General features: G+C 61.2%; 18 protein-coding genes. 10 read left to right on the top strand and 8 right to left on the bottom strand.

Features of this window, described 5'->3' with window-relative positions; translation table 11 throughout:
- Positions 1-14: 14 nt before the first annotated feature.
- Positions 15-1,613: a phosphoenolpyruvate carboxykinase gene (locus tag BWR18_RS13595; RefSeq protein ID WP_076628988.1), complete on the bottom strand. Its 1,599-nt coding sequence runs from the start codon at positions 1,611-1,613 to the stop codon at positions 15-17.
- A gap of 347 nt (positions 1,614-1,960) precedes the next feature.
- Between BWR18_RS13595 and BWR18_RS13590 the strand changes: the two genes are divergently transcribed.
- The 7 genes from BWR18_RS13590 (at position 1,961) to BWR18_RS13560 (ending at position 7,327) form a co-directional block, all read left to right on the top strand.
- Positions 1,961-2,662, top strand: coding sequence for a response regulator transcription factor (locus tag BWR18_RS13590; RefSeq protein ID WP_076628987.1), 702 nt, complete (start codon positions 1,961-1,963; stop codon positions 2,660-2,662).
- A gap of 45 nt (positions 2,663-2,707) precedes the next feature.
- Positions 2,708-4,408: a sensor histidine kinase gene (locus BWR18_RS13585; protein ID WP_076628985.1), complete on the top strand. Its 1,701-nt coding sequence runs from the start codon at positions 2,708-2,710 to the stop codon at positions 4,406-4,408.
- Between the two features lie 6 nt (positions 4,409-4,414).
- The gene (locus BWR18_RS13580; protein ID WP_076628983.1) at positions 4,415-4,840 is read left to right on the top strand and encodes an HPr kinase/phosphorylase; all 426 of its coding nucleotides are present in this window, start codon (positions 4,415-4,417) and stop codon (positions 4,838-4,840) included.
- 8 nt (positions 4,841-4,848) lie between these two features.
- The gene (gene rapZ, locus BWR18_RS13575) at positions 4,849-5,730 is read left to right on the top strand and encodes an RNase adapter RapZ (RefSeq protein ID WP_076628982.1); all 882 of its coding nucleotides are present in this window, start codon (positions 4,849-4,851) and stop codon (positions 5,728-5,730) included.
- Positions 5,727-6,122, top strand: coding sequence for a PTS sugar transporter subunit IIA (locus BWR18_RS13570; protein WP_076628980.1), 396 nt, complete (start codon positions 5,727-5,729; stop codon positions 6,120-6,122). The genes rapZ and BWR18_RS13570 overlap by 4 nt, the downstream gene beginning before the upstream one ends.
- A 2-nt stretch (positions 6,123-6,124) precedes the next feature.
- Entirely contained in the window at positions 6,125-6,394 is a 270-nt protein-coding gene (locus BWR18_RS13565) for an HPr family phosphocarrier protein (protein WP_076628978.1), read from the top strand.
- A 69-nt stretch (positions 6,395-6,463) separates the two neighbouring features.
- Complete coding sequence (locus BWR18_RS13560; RefSeq protein ID WP_172839388.1) at positions 6,464-7,327, top strand: lysophospholipid acyltransferase family protein; 864 nt, start codon at positions 6,464-6,466, stop codon at positions 7,325-7,327.
- 51 nt (positions 7,328-7,378) lie between these two features.
- Here the strand turns inward: BWR18_RS13560 and BWR18_RS13555 are convergent, their stop codons facing one another.
- Positions 7,379-8,254: a 3-hydroxybutyryl-CoA dehydrogenase gene (locus BWR18_RS13555; protein ID WP_076628977.1), complete on the bottom strand. Its 876-nt coding sequence runs from the start codon at positions 8,252-8,254 to the stop codon at positions 7,379-7,381.
- 150 nt (positions 8,255-8,404) lie between these two features.
- Between BWR18_RS13555 and BWR18_RS13550 the strand changes: the two genes are divergently transcribed.
- The gene (locus BWR18_RS13550) at positions 8,405-9,217 is read left to right on the top strand and encodes a DUF6473 family protein (RefSeq protein ID WP_076628975.1); all 813 of its coding nucleotides are present in this window, start codon (positions 8,405-8,407) and stop codon (positions 9,215-9,217) included.
- A gap of 53 nt (positions 9,218-9,270) precedes the next feature.
- On the opposite strand, the gene BWR18_RS13545 is transcribed toward BWR18_RS13550, so the two are convergent.
- Both BWR18_RS13545 and BWR18_RS13540 read right to left on the bottom strand, forming a co-directional pair.
- Positions 9,271-10,197, bottom strand: coding sequence for an electron transfer flavoprotein subunit alpha/FixB family protein (locus BWR18_RS13545; RefSeq protein ID WP_076628973.1), 927 nt, complete (start codon positions 10,195-10,197; stop codon positions 9,271-9,273).
- Complete coding sequence (locus BWR18_RS13540; protein ID WP_076628972.1) at positions 10,197-10,955, bottom strand: electron transfer flavoprotein subunit beta/FixA family protein; 759 nt, start codon at positions 10,953-10,955, stop codon at positions 10,197-10,199. Before BWR18_RS13540 ends, BWR18_RS13545 begins: the two co-directional genes overlap by 1 nt.
- A gap of 194 nt (positions 10,956-11,149) precedes the next feature.
- Here BWR18_RS13540 and BWR18_RS13535 point away from each other — a divergent pair, with 194 nt between their 5' ends.
- Positions 11,150-11,515, top strand: coding sequence for a VOC family protein (locus BWR18_RS13535; protein ID WP_076628970.1), 366 nt, complete (start codon positions 11,150-11,152; stop codon positions 11,513-11,515).
- Here BWR18_RS13535 and BWR18_RS13530 read toward each other — a convergent pair.
- The 4 genes from BWR18_RS13530 to BWR18_RS13515 form a co-directional block, all read right to left on the bottom strand.
- Complete coding sequence (locus tag BWR18_RS13530) at positions 11,512-12,087, bottom strand: cob(I)yrinic acid a,c-diamide adenosyltransferase (RefSeq protein ID WP_076628968.1); 576 nt, start codon at positions 12,085-12,087, stop codon at positions 11,512-11,514. The genes BWR18_RS13535 and BWR18_RS13530 overlap by 4 nt on opposite strands.
- A 2-nt stretch (positions 12,088-12,089) precedes the next feature.
- Positions 12,090-12,296 (bottom strand): twin transmembrane helix small protein, encoded by a 207-nt coding sequence (locus BWR18_RS13525; RefSeq protein WP_076628967.1) that lies wholly within the window; start codon positions 12,294-12,296, stop codon positions 12,090-12,092.
- 72 nt (positions 12,297-12,368) lie between these two features.
- The gene (locus BWR18_RS13520) at positions 12,369-13,199 is read right to left on the bottom strand and encodes an SDR family NAD(P)-dependent oxidoreductase (protein WP_076628965.1); all 831 of its coding nucleotides are present in this window, start codon (positions 13,197-13,199) and stop codon (positions 12,369-12,371) included.
- A 55-nt stretch (positions 13,200-13,254) separates the two neighbouring features.
- Positions 13,255-13,869 carry an SH3 domain-containing protein gene (locus tag BWR18_RS13515; protein ID WP_076628964.1) on the bottom strand — a complete coding sequence of 205 codons (615 nt, stop codon included), beginning with the start codon at positions 13,867-13,869 and terminating at the stop codon, positions 13,255-13,257.
- A 228-nt stretch (positions 13,870-14,097) separates the two neighbouring features.
- On the opposite strand from BWR18_RS13515, the gene BWR18_RS13510 reads away from it, so the two are divergent.
- Complete coding sequence (locus BWR18_RS13510) at positions 14,098-16,392, top strand: DNA topoisomerase IV subunit A (RefSeq protein ID WP_076628962.1); 2,295 nt, start codon at positions 14,098-14,100, stop codon at positions 16,390-16,392.
- The last annotated feature ends 6 nt before the right edge of the window (positions 16,393-16,398 follow it).

Raw genomic sequence — 16,398 nt, 5'->3', positions numbered from 1 at the left:
CCCCGGGAGCGTCCTTAGCTGATGGCGGCGGCTTTTACGTCGTCATCAATATAGGGCAGGTACTGCTCGAAATTGTTCGAGAACATGTCGACCAGCTTGGCCGCCTGGCGGTCATAGGCGGCCGCGTCGTCCCATGTGCGCCGCGGGTCGAGCAGGATGTCGGCCACGCCCGGCACAGACACAGGCACATCGAAGCCAAAGTTCGGATCCTTGCGGAATTCCCCCTTGGCCAATGTCCCGTCCAGTCCTGCCGTCAGCAGTGCCCGCGTGGCGCGAATCGGCATGCGGCTGCCGGTGCCGTATGCGCCGCCCGTCCAACCGGTGTTCACCAGCCAGCAGGTCGCGCCATGCTTGGCGATCTTTTCCTGCAGCAGCTTGCCATATGTTTCTGGCCGACGCGGCATGAAGGGTGCGCCGAAGCAGGTGGAGAATGTGGGCTCGGGCTCGGTCACGCCGCGCTCGGTGCCTGCCACCTTGGAGGTGAAGCCGGACAGGAAGTGGTACATGGCCTGTGCGGGTGTCAGCCGCGCAATGGGCGGCAAGACGCCAAACGCGTCACAGGTCAGCATGATGATGTTCTTGGGATGACCACCCAGCGCCGAGGATGACGCATTGGAGATATAGTGCAGCGGGTAGGCACAGCGCATGTTGGCCGTCAGGCTGTCATCTTCGAAGTCCAGATCCTTGGTGTCGGGGTCGAACACCATGTTTTCGATCACCGTGCCGAACTTTTCGGTCGTGGCGTAGATTTCCGGCTCTGCCTCTTCGCTCAGATTGATGGTCTTGGCATAGCAGCCGCCTTCGAAGTTGAAAGTGCCGCGGCCGGACCAGCCGTGTTCGTCATCGCCGATGAGCACGCGGCCGGGATCGGCGGACAGCGTCGTCTTGCCCGTTCCCGACAGGCCAAAGAAGATGGCGGTGTCAACCGGGTTGCCCTGCGCGTGGTTGGCCGAGCAGTGCATTGGCATCACGCCGCGTTCGGGAAGGAGGTAGTTCAGCAGGGTGAACACCGACTTCTTGTTCTCGCCCGCGTATTCCGTGCCGCCGATCAGGATCATCTTGCGGTCGAAGTTCATCGCGATGACGGTTTCGGAGCGGCAATTGTGACGCTCTGGGTTGGCCTGGAAGGACGGGCAGTTGATGACAGTGAAGTCGGCGATGAAGTCCTGCAAATCCTCGGCATCGGGACGGCGCAGCATGTGGCGGATGAAGAGGCCATGCCATGCCAGCTCGGTCACCATGCGCACGTTGATGGAGTAGCTGGGGTCGGCCCCGCCCGTCAGGTCCTGAACGAAATACTCGCGGCCCTTCATGTGTTCGAGCATATCCTGGTACAGCGCATCGAAGCCTTCGGGCGACATGGCGGCGTTGTTGTCCCACCAGATGCTGTCCGCGACGCTGTCGGTTTTCACCACGTGCTTGTCCTTGGGCGAACGGCCCGTGAACTTGCCGGTGGTGACAAGGAATGTGCCGCCCTTGCCAAGCGTGCCTTCGTTCCGTTCGAGCGCGCGTTCGATCAGGGCGGGTTCGATCAGGTTGTAATAGACATCGCCCAGCCCATTGATCCCTTGATCTTCGAGGCGGAACTGCGGGTTTACCCGTCCAAATGTCATGTGAACTCTCCTGATGTCGCCATGCGGCGGTGATGGTCAGAGTACGGCCCAAAGGCCACGAAACGACATTACGCCGCTGTATTCCGGCGTCTTAACACGCGGATTCATAAGGTGAATAGGGCTGTGTCCAAGGTTAGCGCCACCATCGCGACCGGTTGCGCAAACAGTGTTTCCACGCTGTGCACTGTCGGCGGGAATGTGCGGCAATTTAGCCATTCCTAACCACTTTCTGGGCAGTCTTGCAGCGGATTTACCCACCGATTCGCACTTATGGATTGATTCGCAACGTCAAAACCGAAACAATGGCAGAAAAAACAAATGGTACGAGCAGTATAAGGAAACAGGCAATGTCAAAGATTGCATTGGTGGATGACGACAGGAATATCCTGACGTCCGTCTCCATGACGCTCGAGGCTGAAGGGTTCGAGGTAGAAACATATAACGACGGTCAAGCTGCGCTTGACGCGTTTAACAAGCGCTTGCCGGACATGGCGGTGCTGGACATCAAGATGCCGCGCATGGACGGCATGGATCTGTTGCAGCGCCTGCGGCAGAAGACGACGATGCCGGTGATCTTCCTGACGTCGAAAGACGACGAGATTGACGAAGTGCTGGGCCTGCGCATGGGGGCCGACGACTATGTCAAGAAGCCGTTTTCCCAGCGTCTGTTGGTCGAACGCATCCGCGCGCTGCTGCGCCGCCAGGATGCGGTGGCAGGCGACGTTGTCGGCGACACCGAGGAGACCAAGGTGATGGAGCGCGGGGAGCTGCGGATGGATCCGCTACGTCACGCGGTCAGTTGGAAGGGCAACGACGTGTCGCTGACGGTGACGGAATTCCTGCTGTTGCAGGCATTGGCCCAACGCCCCGGTTTCGTGAAATCCCGCGACCAGTTGATGGACGTCGCATATGACGATCAGGTCTATGTTGATGATCGGACGATCGACAGTCACATCAAGCGCCTGCGCAAGAAGATGCGCAGCGCGGACAATGAATTCTCGGCGATTGAGACGCTCTATGGCATCGGCTATCGTTACAACGAAGAATAACAAGGCGTAGCGCGCCCAGAACGGGCGCAGGCCGAGAGGACAGCAGTGCGAGACACGAGCACACCTCCCTCCCGTGACGGTGATATCGTCCTTGGGGAAGACTGGGTCGCACCGGAAACATCCGCCGCGACCGAGTTGCGCGACGGGCGTGCGCGGCGCGGCCTGATGTCGTTGCGTGCGTCACCGCTTGCGCGCAAGATCATCACGTTCAACCTGATCGCGCTGAATGTTCTGGTGGCAGGCATCCTGTACCTGAACTCAACCCGCGAGAGCCTCGCGGTGCAGCGTCTGTCCGCGCTGGTCGCGCAGGCCGAGCTGGTCGCTGACGTGATCGAGGCCCAGCTGCCGACCGGCGCGCCGGTGAGCCTGGTGACAGGTGACGGTGCCAATGTGCCGGAAACGCTTGCCGCGCTTGACCTTCGCGCGGGCCACGAGGTGTATGTCTTTGATCCCGCTGAAGTGCTTGTCGCGCAAAGTGAGGGCACCCTTGCGCCGCTGCCGCGACAGGTCAACGGGACGGAAAACGCTGCGGTCCTGACCGATGGCCTGGGCTGGCTGTGGCACCAGATCTCCCGCCCGTTTTCAGGCACCGAAGCAGCACCGCCCGAACCGATCGAGAATCAGTTGCGGCCTCTTGTGGCGCGCAGCCTGGCCGGAGACACGCAGATCAGCGAAAGCCTCGCCGTCGCCGGCGGCGCAATGTTCAGTGTTGTAACGCCAATCCAGCATGACGGCGCGGCCGTGGGCGTGATCGCATTGACCAGCGCGTCGGGAGAAATCGACGCCCTTGTGCGCGGTGAACGGGAACGGGTGCTGCAAATGTTCGTCATCGCGACACTGGTGTCCATCGGCCTGAGCCTGGTTCTGGCCTCGACCATTGCGAACCCGCTGGCTGACCTTGCCGCAGCGGCCGAATTGGGTCGAGACAAGAACGCGCGCAAGGTGAACCCGGGCCGCATCCGCATCCCCGATCTGACGGCGCGCCCCGACGAGATTGGCCGCCTGTCCGGTGCGTTGCGCGGCATGATCGCGGCCCTCTACAACCGCATCGACGGCAACGAACAATTCGCCGCGGATGTGGCGCATGAGATCAAGAACCCGCTCGCGTCGCTGCGCTCTGCGGTTGGCACCTTGCGGATGATCAAACGCGATGACCAGCGCGAGAAGCTGCTGGATGTGATCGACCATGACGTCCGGCGCCTGGACCGTCTGGTCAGCGACATCTCGAACGCCTCCCGTCTTGACAGTGAACTGGTCAAGGAAGAGGAAGAGCCGTTCAACCTGCTGCAAATGCTGGGCAATCTGGGTCAGTACCTGGGAGAAGACGCCCGCAGCAAGGGCATTGAGTTCATCACGGACCTGCCTGCACACCCGATCGAGGTGCAGGGCCTGGAGGCGCGCCTTGCGCAGGTCTTTGTCAACCTGATCACCAACGCGATTTCATTTTGCGAGGACGGCGACGCCATCCGGGTCTGGGCGCGCAAGCGCGAAAACCGCGTGCTGGTGGTGGTCGAGGACACCGGACCCGGCATACCCGATCAAGCGCTGACCAAGATCTTCAAACGCTTTTATTCGCAGCGTCCGGAAGAGCATTTCGGCAACAATTCGGGCCTTGGCCTCGCCATTTCCAAGCAGATCGTCGAAGCGCATGGCGGTGTGATCTGGGCCGAGAACATTCGCCCCACCGATGCTGACATTACATCCGAACCCTTGGGCGCGCGCTTTGTCGTTGGTTTGCCGGTCTAACCTGCGATGACAGCGGCGTTGCGTGTGCACGCGAGTGCGGTTGCCGTGGACGGGCGCGGTGTTTTGATCCGAGGCGCGTCGGGCAGCGGCAAGTCGAGCCTTGCGCTTCAGCTGATGGGATTGGGCGCCACGCTGATCGCCGACGACCAGACCGAGTTGACCCGCGCCACCCATGGAATTGTGCTGACGGCCCCCGCGGCCATCAAAGGACAGATCGAAGCACGCGGCGTCGGGATCCTGAACGCCCACAGTGTGACGGCGCCGCTGCACTTCGTGGTGGACCTTGATGTGGTCGAGACGAAGCGCTTGCCCGAGCTGCACCAAACGCCCATCTTGGATCACATATTTCCGTGTATTCACAAAGTAGACACTCCGGCTTGGCCCTTTGCCGTGATGCAATACGTGAAAGGCGGACGACGCGACACGGAGTGAGACCCGCGATGCCCGCTGCCCGCCGCCTTGTACTTGTCACCGGCCCATCGGGTGCGGGGCGTTCGAGCGCGATCCGGGTGCTTGAGGATTTGGGATACGAGGCGATCGACAACATGCCGATGCGCCTGATCCGGTCGCTTCTTGACAGTCCAGACCGCGAGGCGCCGGTGGCCTTGGGCCTTGATCCGCGCAATCGCGACTTTTCGGCCACGGCAATCAATGACGCGTTGGGCCAGATTGCGGCGGTGCCGGGTGTGATGCCCGAACTTCTGTATCTCGACTGCCGGACCGACATATTGCTCAATCGCTTTTCCGAAACGCGGCGCCGTCACCCGCTGGCGGAGGCCGACCGGGTCGAGGCGGGGATCCTGCGGGAGAAGGATCTTTTGGCGCCGGTGCGGGAGCGTGCAGATGTGCTGATCGACACGAGCGACCTGAATGTCCACCAGTTGCGGGCCGAGGTCGAGCACTGGTTCTCGCCGGGTGAGCAAACCCAGCTGGCGGTGTCGATCCAGAGCTTCAGTTACAAGCGCGGTCTGCCGCGATCTGTGGACATGGTATTTGACTGCCGATTCCTGAAGAACCCCTATTGGGAGCCGGCGCTGCGCCAAAAGACCGGCTTGGATTCGGGGGTCAAAACCCACATCTATTCCGATCCGCGCGCGCAAGAGTTCGAAACACGATTGCGTGACTTGCTGCTCTGGCAGTTGCCCGCGGTTCTGGACGAGGGAAAATCTCATCTATCGGTTGCATTCGGTTGCACCGGCGGCCAACACAGGTCGGTTGCCATGGCGGAAACCGTCGCGGCAGCCCTTGCAGCGGCTGGCTGGCAAGTGTCTATTCGGCATCGGGAACTGGATCGCCGCAAACGCGAAGAGGCATCAGCTTGATCGGGATCGTGATTGTCGCACATGGCGGGCTCGCGGGGGAGTACCTTCGCGCGATTGAGCATGTCGTGGGTGCGCAGCCCGGCGTGCGTGCCATCGCCATCGAAGCGGATCACGACCGCAAGGCAAAGGAGACCGAGATTTGCGCCGCCGCCGATGACGTCGATACCGGCGAGGGTGTGGTCGTGGTGACCGACCTTTTCGGCGGTTCCCCGTCGAACCTGAGCCTCTTGGCTTGCAAGCCGCAGAACCGCCGGATACTTTACGGAGCTAACCTGCCGATGCTGATCAAGCTTGCCAAGAGCCGCAAGCTGCATGTGTCGGACGCGGTGCAGGCCGCCCTGAGTGCAGGCAAGAAGTATATCGACAGCCAGAATATAGGCGCAGATACCTGAAGATGTCCCACCGCAGACTTGAAATCGTGAACATCAAGGGATTGCACGCGCGTGCGTCCGCCAAACTGGTCGAAGTGGTCGAGGCCTTCGATGCCCGCGCGACCGTCAGCCAGGATGGTATGTCTGCATCAGGCGACAGCATTATGGGCCTTTTAATGTTGGCAGCGCCAATTGGAAGTTTTATTGACGTTGAAACTTCGGGCCCTGATGCCGAACCGTTGGCAGATGCGCTCAGCGCATTGGTGGCCGACAAGTTCGGGGAAGAGACCTGAGCCAAACGGACCGGCATGGTCCACATGTCGATAGAAGGTGACGATCGCTTGGTCGATAGCACACACAACATGACGAAGGTTGCAAAGCCTGAGCCCGAGAAGGTGTCGTTCAACACCTATGACCGGCGCAGCCTGTCCTATGCGTCGACCTTCGAGGATCCTTGGAAGGCCACCTTTATCCGCGTGATGGAAGCCTTTACCGGCAAGCTCACCATCCTGCGCCTGATCCGCAAGTTCGAGCGGCAGGGCGCACCGGGTGGACAGGCGTTCTGGCGCGCCTGCCTTGATGTGATGGGCATTGATCTGACCACGCCGCAAGAACAGCTGAACCGCATTCCCAAGGAAGGGCCGGTCATCGTTGTCGCAAACCACCCGCATGGGATGGTCGATGGCATGATCTTTGCCGACCTTATCGGACGTGTGCGGCCTGATTACCGGATCCTGACCCGTTCGCTTTTGACGGCCATTGATGAGGTGGCGGGCAGCTACATGATCCCGGTGCCCTTTCCCCATGATCCCGATGCGCAGCGCAAAGGGGTCGAGATGCGCGCCAAGGCGATGGCGCATCTGAAAGAGGGGGGTGTGGTGGCCCTGTTTCCATCAGGTGTCGTTGCCACGTCGGAGACATGGTGGGGCCCCGCGATCGAGGCAGAGTGGAACGTCTTTACCGCGCAGCTGATCCGCCGTTCCGGCGCGACGGTCGTGCCGATGCGCTTTCCCGGTTCAAACAGCCGCGCCTATCACATCGCCGACAAGGTGTCGCCGATGCTGCGGCAAGGCCTGTTGCTGCACGAGATCGTGCGGTCCTGCAACAAGCCGCAGGGCCCCATTGTCGGCGATCCGCTTGATCAGGAATTTGTGACAGGGTTCAAGGATGACCCGCGCGGTTTCATGGCGTGGTTGCGGGATCACACCATGGCGCTCAAGGACTGAGGGGCGCGGAATTTTACCAAAATTCCGGTCCGTTTTCTGTGTCGGAAAACGCTACCGCGTCGGAACCGGCGTTTCGCCCCGGTAGTCATAGAAGCCGCGTTGCGACTTGCGGCCCAACCAGCCAGCCTCCACATATTTGGTCAGAAGCGGGCAAGGGCGGTATTTGGTGTCTGCCAGCCCGTCATGCAGCACGTTCATGATGGCCAGGCACGTGTCCAGCCCGATGAAGTCGGCCAGTTCCAGCGGACCCATCGGGTGGTTGGCGCCCAGACGCATCGACGAGTCGATGGATTTGACCGACCCTACGCCTTCGTAGAGCGTATAGACCGCCTCGTTGATCATGGGCATCAGGATGCGGTTGACGATGAAGGCCGGAAAATCCTCGGCCGTGGCCGCTGTCTTGCCCAGTTTTTCGACGACTGCGGCGCAGGCGTCAAATGTTTCGGCGTCGGTCGCGATGCCGCGGATCAATTCGACCAGTTGCATCACCGGCACGGGGTTCATGAAGTGGAAGCCCATGAATTTTTCCGGTCGGTCCGTGCGGCTGGCCAGGCGCGTGATCGAGATCGACGAGGTGTTCGAGGTCAGGATCGTATGCGGTTGCAGATGCGGCAGGAGATCCTCGAAAATGGCCTGCTTTATCGTTTCGCGCTCCGTCGCCGCCTCGATCACCAGATCGGTCTGGCCGAGGTCTGGAAGGGTCTGCGTTGTGTGGATGCGGGCGAGGGCTGCGGATTTGTCATCGGCGCTGATCTTTTCGCGGCTGACCTGTCGTTCGAGATTGCGGTCAATCGTGGCCATTGCACCGGCCAGCGCGTCGCCCGAGATGTCATTCAGCATGACATCGTAACCCGCGAGTGACATCACATGTGCGATGCCGTTGCCCATCTGCCCAGCACCCACAATTCCGACCGTCTTGATGTTCATCTCTGCCCTCGTGTCCCGTCGCTGCACCTTAGGGTCAGCCGCGTGCCGGGGCAAGGGGATGCAATGCCTCATTAACGCCCGATTTCGTTAGGGCTTCGTCAACTCGGCGCTGCGATGATGAACGTGGGAAAAATAGTGAGAGTGGGTCTCATGAGTATTGAATCGTTAGGTCCTGGCGGGCTTGACTACCTGCCGTGCAGATACGGCAATTCGAAGGTTTTGTTTCGTGGGCCGCGCCGGTCCTTGGACGCGCCGTTTGTTGCGTTCTTTGGTGGGTCGATCACCTATGGCAAGTTTGTGGCAACGCCGTTTCCAGAGCTTGTGGAACGGTCCACGGGCGTGACATGCGTGAATTTCGGTTCGCTCAATGGCGGCGTCGATGTCTTTGCGACCGACCCGTATCTGCGGGAGGTTTCTGGCATGGCGCAGACCACGGTGATTCAGATCACCAGCCCGCGGAACATGTCGAATCGATTTTACCGGGTGCATCCGCGCCGCAATGACCGTTTTGTCGAGGCGTCTTCGCTGTTGCGCGCCATCTACCGCGAGGTGGACTTTGCCGAGTTCAACTTCACCAACCACATGTTGGCGCGCTTGCAACTGATCTCTCCCGAGCGGTTCGAGACCGTTGTGGAAGAATTGCAAATGGCGTGGATCGCGCGGATGCGTCTCGTGCTCAGCCAGATTTCGGGCCGGACAGTCCTGCTGTGGGCGGCGCGTCAAACGCCGGAAGCATCTGCGCAAGATCCTGAGGCCGACTCGGCCTTTGTCTCGCGCGAGATGATCGACAAAGTTTCGGAACTGGCGACGGATTATGTTGAAACGGTGATTTCGGATGATGCGATCAAGGCGGGGACCGAAGGGATGGTGTTCAATGAACTGGACGCACCTGCCGCGCGGCTGATGCTGGGCCCATCAGCGCATCAGGAAATCGCGCAATCGCTTGTGCCCGCCTTGACATGAAGCGCCCGCCGGATGACCGGCGGGCGTTCAGATTGCACGGGATTTGAAGCTGCTTACAGCTTTTCGATCATCTCTGGCACGGCGTCGAACAGGTCGGCGACCAGCCCGTAATCCGCAACCTGGAAGATCGGCGCTTCCTCGTCCTTGTTGATCGCGACGATGACCTTGGAGTCCTTCATGCCCGCGAGGTGCTGGATCGCCCCCGAGATGCCGACAGCGACATAGAGGTCTGGTGCCACGACCTTGCCCGTCTGACCGACCTGCCAATCGTTCGGGGCATAGCCTGAGTCGACCGCGGCACGCGACGCGCCAACGGCGGCGCCCAGCTTGTCTGCCAGCTTTTCGATCAGCGCAAAGTCGTCTTCGGAGCCGACGCCGCGCCCACCGGACACAACCACGCCAGCCGAGGTCAGCTCGGGACGGTCGCTTTCGGCCACCTTGTCCTCGACCCAAGCAGACAGGGCAGGGTCCGACGCCGCACCGATGGTTTCGACCGACGCCGAACCGCCGGTGCCTGCCGCGTCAAAGGTCGACGTGCGGAAGGTGATGACCTTCTTGCCATCACCGGTTTTCACGGTCTGGATCGCGTTGCCCGCGTAGATCGGACGCTCGAATGTGTTGCCGTCGACCACGGCCGTTGCGTCCGAGATCACCATCGCGTCCAGCAGGGCCGCAACGCGGGGCATGATGTTTTTCGCGTCGGTGGTGGCGGGGGCGACGATATGTTCGTAATCACCGGCCAGAGACACGATAAGGTCCGCGACCGGCTCGGCCAGACGCTTGCCATACAGCGCATCCTCGGCGCACAGCACCCGTGCCACGCCGTCGATGGTGGCGGCGGTTGCGGCGGCATCAGCGCAGGTTGCGCCTGTTGCCAGCACGGTCACGTCACCCAGCGCCTTGGCGGCTGTCACGGCCTTGGCCGTGGCGTCCATGCTCAGTTCACCGTCATTGATTTCTGCGAGAAGAAGAACAGCCATTACACAGCCCCCGCTTCTTTGAGTTTCGACACAAGCTCTTCGACCGAGCCCACCTTGATGCCAGCAGCGCGCGTTTCGGGCTCTGCCGTGCTCACGATTTCCAGCCGCGGTGCGGTCTCGACGCCGTAGTCAGCGGCTGTTTTCTCGTCCAGCGGCTTTTTCTTGGCTTTCATGATGTTGGGCAGCGACGCATAGCGCGGCTCGTTCAGGCGCAGGTCGACCGAAATGACGGTCGGCATGTTCACCTCGATGGTCTGCAGACCACCGTCCACTTCGCGCGTGACCTTGGCCTTGTCGCCGGCCACTTCGACTTCGGAGGCGAACGTGGCCTGGCTCCAGCCCAGCAGGGCCGACAGCATCTGACCGGTTGCGTTCATGTCGTTGTCAATGGCCTGCTTGCCGCAGAGCACGAGGCCGGGTTGCTCTTCCTCGACCACTTTGGCGAGGATCTTGGCAACGGTCAGCGGCTCGATATCGGTGTGTACGTCGTCGGCGGCAATCACCAGGATCGCGCGGTCGGCGCCCATCGCCAAAGCGGTCCGCAGGGTTTCCTGCGACTGTTTGACACCGATGGAGACTGCAATGACCTCCTCGGCCTGGCCCGCTTCTTTCAGGCGGATGGCTTGTTCGACGGCAATCTCGTCAAACGGGTTCATCGACATTTTCACGTTGGCGAGATCAACCCCGGAACCGTCCGCTTTCACGCGCACCTTCACGTTGTAGTCGATCACGCGTTTGACAGGCACAAGCACCTTCATGAGCGTTCCTCTCCTCAAAATAACGACTCAGCTTCGACAGCCGAAATAGTTTATCCCGCTCGGTTTACCCAAGTCGCCGTTACGGAAACAGGACAAAATCGTCGCGTCACGGCCTTTGAACGCCGCGTTTTCAAAGCGATGCGCCCCAACGGAAACTTTGATACACTGTTGGAAAGCCGGACGGAGGGATCGAAATGGAATGTGTCACAGGATTTGGAGGCTTCTTCTTTCGATCCGAAAACCCCGAAGGGCTCGCGTCGTGGTACCGCGATATGCTGGGTATCAATCTGGTGCCGACGGCTGCGGACCAGACACCTTGGATGGCGCAGGGTGGACCTACCGTCTTCGCGCCCTTCGCTGCGGACACGGACTACTTCGCTGCGGACAAGGCATTCATGCTGAATTTCCGGGTCGAACACCTCGACAAGATGGCCGCGCAGCTGGAAGACGCGGGCGTGACCGTCAAGATGGTGGGAGATATGCCCGGGATCGGCCGCTTTGCGCATCTCACCGATCCCGAAGGGACACCCATTGAGTTGTGGGAGCCGGTGCAGGACTAGTCGCGGTTTGCGCCCGGTATCCAGAGCACGTCATCTTTGCCACCGTTGTTGGCAATGCGTGCCGCCACAAAGAACCAGTCGCTCAGGCGGTTGAGGTACTTCACGGCGGCGGGGTTCACCGCCTCCATCGTGGCCAGTTCGACCGACAGCCGCTCGGCCCGGCGTGCCACGGTGCGGCACACATGCAAATGCGCCGACAGGGCAGAGCCGCCGGGCAGTATGAAGCTGCGCAGTGGCTCAAGATCACCGTTCATCGCGTCAATCTCGGCTTCCAGCCGCGACACTTGCGCGTCTGTCATCCGCAAGGGCGGGTATTCGGAGTCTGCGTCCTTTTCCATGTCGGGACGGCACAGATCTGCGCCGAGATCGAACAGGTCGTTCTGGATACGGCTCAGTGACGTATCAATATCGCCCGACGCTTCCAGCCGCGCGACGCCCAGAAAGGCGTTCAATTCGTCCGCCGTGCCATAGGCCGTCACGCGCATCGCGTGCTTGGCCACCCGTGCGCCGTTGCCCAATGCGGTTTCGCCCGCATCACCCGTTTTCGTATAGATCTTGTTCAGGACGACCATGTTCAGTTCCCCGTTCCGCGCAGTGCCACATAGGCCAGGATCAAAAGGACGGCCACGAATTGCGCGCCAATCCGGTAGCGCATCAACTTGTTCGAGTTGGTCTTGGCCCATCCCGAGCCCTTGGCAAAGCCGCCAAGGCCCAGCATCAGCACGACAACCACGGCCAGGCAGGCCAGAACGATCAGGATGAATAACGCGTCAGAACCCATGGTTCACTGTCCCTTTTTCTTGTCTTGCCACGATGTAGGCGGCGCATGTCCAAAAGCGAACGCGGCGTTGGGTCACCCGCGCGAAAGCACCCAATCGAGCGCACGTACCGGCAAGATACGGCGCAAGGCCGCCATGATATATGTCGGTGTCGTCACCATGTAGACCGGGCGCGGCTTTGGCGCCTCAAGCGCGTGGCGCAGTTTTTTGACGACCGCCTCGGGGGGCAACTCAAACGTATCCGGTCCGCTGTCTTCGTACAAACGCTTGCGCAGCTTTTTGCGATACTGATCAATACGCACCGACCCTTCCCAGTCGATCCACCGCTCGAAATGCGGGATCGAATTAAGTCTTATCTTGCTGGTGATCGGCCCTGGTTGGACCGAAATGACGTGGATCGGCGTGCCCCGCATCTCGACCCGCAAGGTCTGCGTCAGCCCCTCAAGCGCGAATTTCGTCGAATTATACGCCCCGCGCCAAGGCATCGTGACAAAACCCAGCACGGATGAGCATTGCACGATCCGGCCATGCCCTTGCGCGCGCATCACAGGGATGACCGCCCGTGTCAGTGTGTGCCAGCCAAATAAATTCGCCTCGAAGATGTCCCGCAAGGCGTCCGTCGGCAAATCCTCGACCGCGCCGGGGATGCCGAAAGCGCCATTGTTGAACACGGCGTCCAGTGTGCCGCCCGTGGCGGTCAATACTTCGGCCAGACCGGCATGGATCGTGTCGGGATCGCCGTAATCAATGCGCGGGCTGTCGAACCCCTCGGCCCGCAGGCGCGCGCAATCTTCGGCCTTGCGGCAGGCTGCAAAAACGCGCCATCCGGCGGCACGCAAGCCGTGCGCCGCGGCATAGCCAATCCCCGAGGAACACCCGGTGATGAGTATGGATTTTTGTGCCATTGCCTGTCCTGCTCGTATCCGAGCGGGACAATAGCGCGCTGCGCGCGTCGCGCAATCAGCCTTCGCTTAGAAGGAAGTCTGCCATCCATCCCTCGGTGCCGCCGCCGACCGGGCGCAGCTTGACCCAGCCATTGCCGGGGTCTTGCAGGATTTCGACCGCATCGCCACGGGTCAGCTTGTTCACGACGGAAAAGTTGGTGCCGGGACCGCCGCGGACATTGACGTTGCGCGCGGACACTTCCCGCACCTCTTGCACGGTCTCTTCTGTCGTTGCCGGGGCGTTGAAATCGACCGGCGTGATAACGGCCGTGTCCACGATCAGGCTGGGCAGGATGACGGTGGGTTCCTCTTCAGACAGCGCGACGTCCGTGGCCTCTGGTTCTTCCGCGGCAGGCAATAGGCGCGCAGGGGTTGTGGGCACGTTGCGCTGCGGGCGCAGCACGTCGTTGACACTGTTGAGGTTCAGGGACACGCGCGTGACATTCTCGGGCAGCAGCCGTTGCGCGGCGGGGGCCGCATCTACCACACGTTCAAGTTTCTCTGCGTCCACGGCTACAGGCACCTCGACCCGCGCCAACCGCGTGGCCTCGGGGTCGAAATCGGCACCACCGCTCATCTCGTAAAAGGCGAACGCCAGAAACCCGAACGTCACAATAATAAAGCGCCACATACCGTGTGTCCCCCAGAACGTACCCGATGCGTTATAAAAGCAGCTCGATAACGCAAGGTGACCATACCAAACCGAACGATTCCAAACAGTGGTAAATGTCGGTCAGTTTTCCCCACAGCACGCCGCTGTGGTGTGAGCGCAACGCGATGCGCGCGCGGTTGGTTCCTACACGGCAGATCATTCACCTGACCGCTTGTTCCTGACGAAGGGGGCCGCTACACACCATCTATGGCCGATCAGACCGACACCCCCAACATGGACCTCAGCGAACCGCTGCGCCGCGCGCTGGGGGAGCGGTATCTGACCTATGCCCTGTCCACGATCATGCACCGCGCGCTGCCCGATGCGCGCGACGGTTTGAAACCCGTGCACCGGCGCATCCTGTTCGCGATGCGGGAATTGCGCCTGTCCTCGACCGGTGGTTTTCGGAAGTCGGCCAAGATTTCGGGCGACGTGATGGGCAACTATCACCCGCATGGCGATGCGGCGATCTATGATGCGATGGCGCGGCTCGCGCAGGACTTCAACGTGCGCTACCCCCTGGTGGACGGGCAGGGGAACTTCGGCAATATCGACGGCGATAACCCGGCCGCCTCCCGCTATACCGAGGCGCGGATGACGGCGGTGGCCGAGGCGCTGCTGGAGGGGCTGAACGAAAACGCCGTCGATTTCCGCGAAAACTACGATGGCACGCTGACGGAACCGGTTGTGCTGCCCGCGCAGTTTCCGAACCTGTTGGCCAATGGCTCAAGCGGCATCGCCGTCGGCATGGCAACCAACATCCCGCCCCACAACATTGCCGAGCTGTGCGACGCCTGCCTGCATCTGATCAAGACGCCCGATGCGCGCGACGACACGCTGCTGAATTACGTGCCCGGCCCCGATTTCCCCACAGGGGGCATCATCGTCGAGCCGCCCGAGGCCATCGCGCAAGCCTACCGCACGGGCAAGGGCGGCTTCCGCCTGCGCTGCCGCTACGAGGTCGAGGATCTGGGCCGCGGCCAGTGGCAGATTGTCGTGACCGAAATCCCGTATCAGGTCCAGAAGTCCAAGCTGATCGAAAAGCTGGCCGAGGTCATCCAGACCAAAAAGGTGCCGATCCTTGGCGATGTCCGGGACGAGTCCGCCGACGACATTCGCCTGATCCTTGAACCCCGGTCCAAGAACGTGGACCCGGACGTGCTGATGGGCATGCTCTACCGCAACTCGGACCTTGAGGTGCGGTTCAGCCTCAACATGAACGTCCTGATCGACGGCGTCACGCCCAAGGTCTGTTCGATGAAGGAAGTGCTGCGTGCCTTCCTTGATTTCCGCCGGGAGGTGCTGATCCGGCGCAGCCAGCACCGGATGGAAAAGATCGACCACAGGTTGGAGGTGCTTGAGGGGCTGATCGTCGCCTTCCTCAACCTCGACCGCGTGATCGACATCATCCGCTACGATGACGACCCCAAGGCCGCGCTGATGCGCGAGGATTGGGGTAAGGACCACGCCCGCGCCATGACCGAGGCGGACTACATACCACCCGGTCCGGGTGATGGGGAACTGTCTGAGGTGCAGGTCGAGGCGATCCTGAACATGCGCCTGCGCAGCCTGCGCCGCTTGGAAGAGATGGAGCTGCTGCGCGAGCAATCCGAGTTGATGGAAGAACGCGCTGGGCTCGAAGACCTACTCGACAGCGAAGACCTGCAATGGGAGGCCATCGCGGACCAGTTGCGCGAGACGAAAAAGAAGTTTGGCAAGGACTACGAAGGCGGCGCGCGTCGCACGACATTTGCCGAAGCGGGCGAGGTCGAAGATGTCCCGCTTGAGGCGATGATCGACCGCGAGCCCATCACGGTGGTGTGCAGCCAGATGGGTTGGATCCGCGCGATGACGGGGCATATAGACCTGACCCGTGAGTTGAAGTTCAAGGACGGCGACGGCCCCCGGTTTATATTCCACGCCGAAACAACCGACCGGCTGATCGTCGTCGGCTCGAACGGGCGGTTTTACACGCTGTCCGCATCGAACCTGCCGGGCGGGCGCGGTATGGGCGAACCGCTGCGCCTGATGGTAGACTTGCCGAACGAGGTGCAGATCCATTCGCTTTTGACCCATAAACCGGGTCGTAAGCTTTTGGTGGCATCGACGGCGGGGGACGGCTTTATCGTACCCGAGGACGAGGTGATCGCTCAGACGCGCACCGGCAAACAGGTGCTGAACGTGCGCGGCGATGTGAAGATGGCGGTGTGCAAACCTGCTGGCGGCGACTGTATCGCCGTAGTGGGTGAAAACCGCAAAGTGTTGGTCTTTGGACTGGAAGAATTGCCCGAAATGGCGCGGGGCAAAGGTGTGCGTCTGCAAAAGTACAAGGACGGGGGGCTGAGCGATGCAACCACCTTCACCCTGGCAGACGGGCTCAGCTGGCTCGACCCCGCAGGACGAACAAGAACCGAAACCGACCTTGCCGAGTGGCGCGGACGGCGCGCAGGCACCGGGCGGATGGCCCCCCGCGGCTTCCCAAGGGACAATAAATTCACCTGACGGTGC

Origin of the sequence: Tateyamaria omphalii, assembly GCF_001969365.1 — a bacterium.
Taxonomy (GTDB): domain Bacteria; phylum Pseudomonadota; class Alphaproteobacteria; order Rhodobacterales; family Rhodobacteraceae; genus Tateyamaria; species Tateyamaria omphalii_A.
Note: the sequence above shows the minus strand (reverse complement) of the source record. Positions and strands in the feature narration are given on the sequence as shown.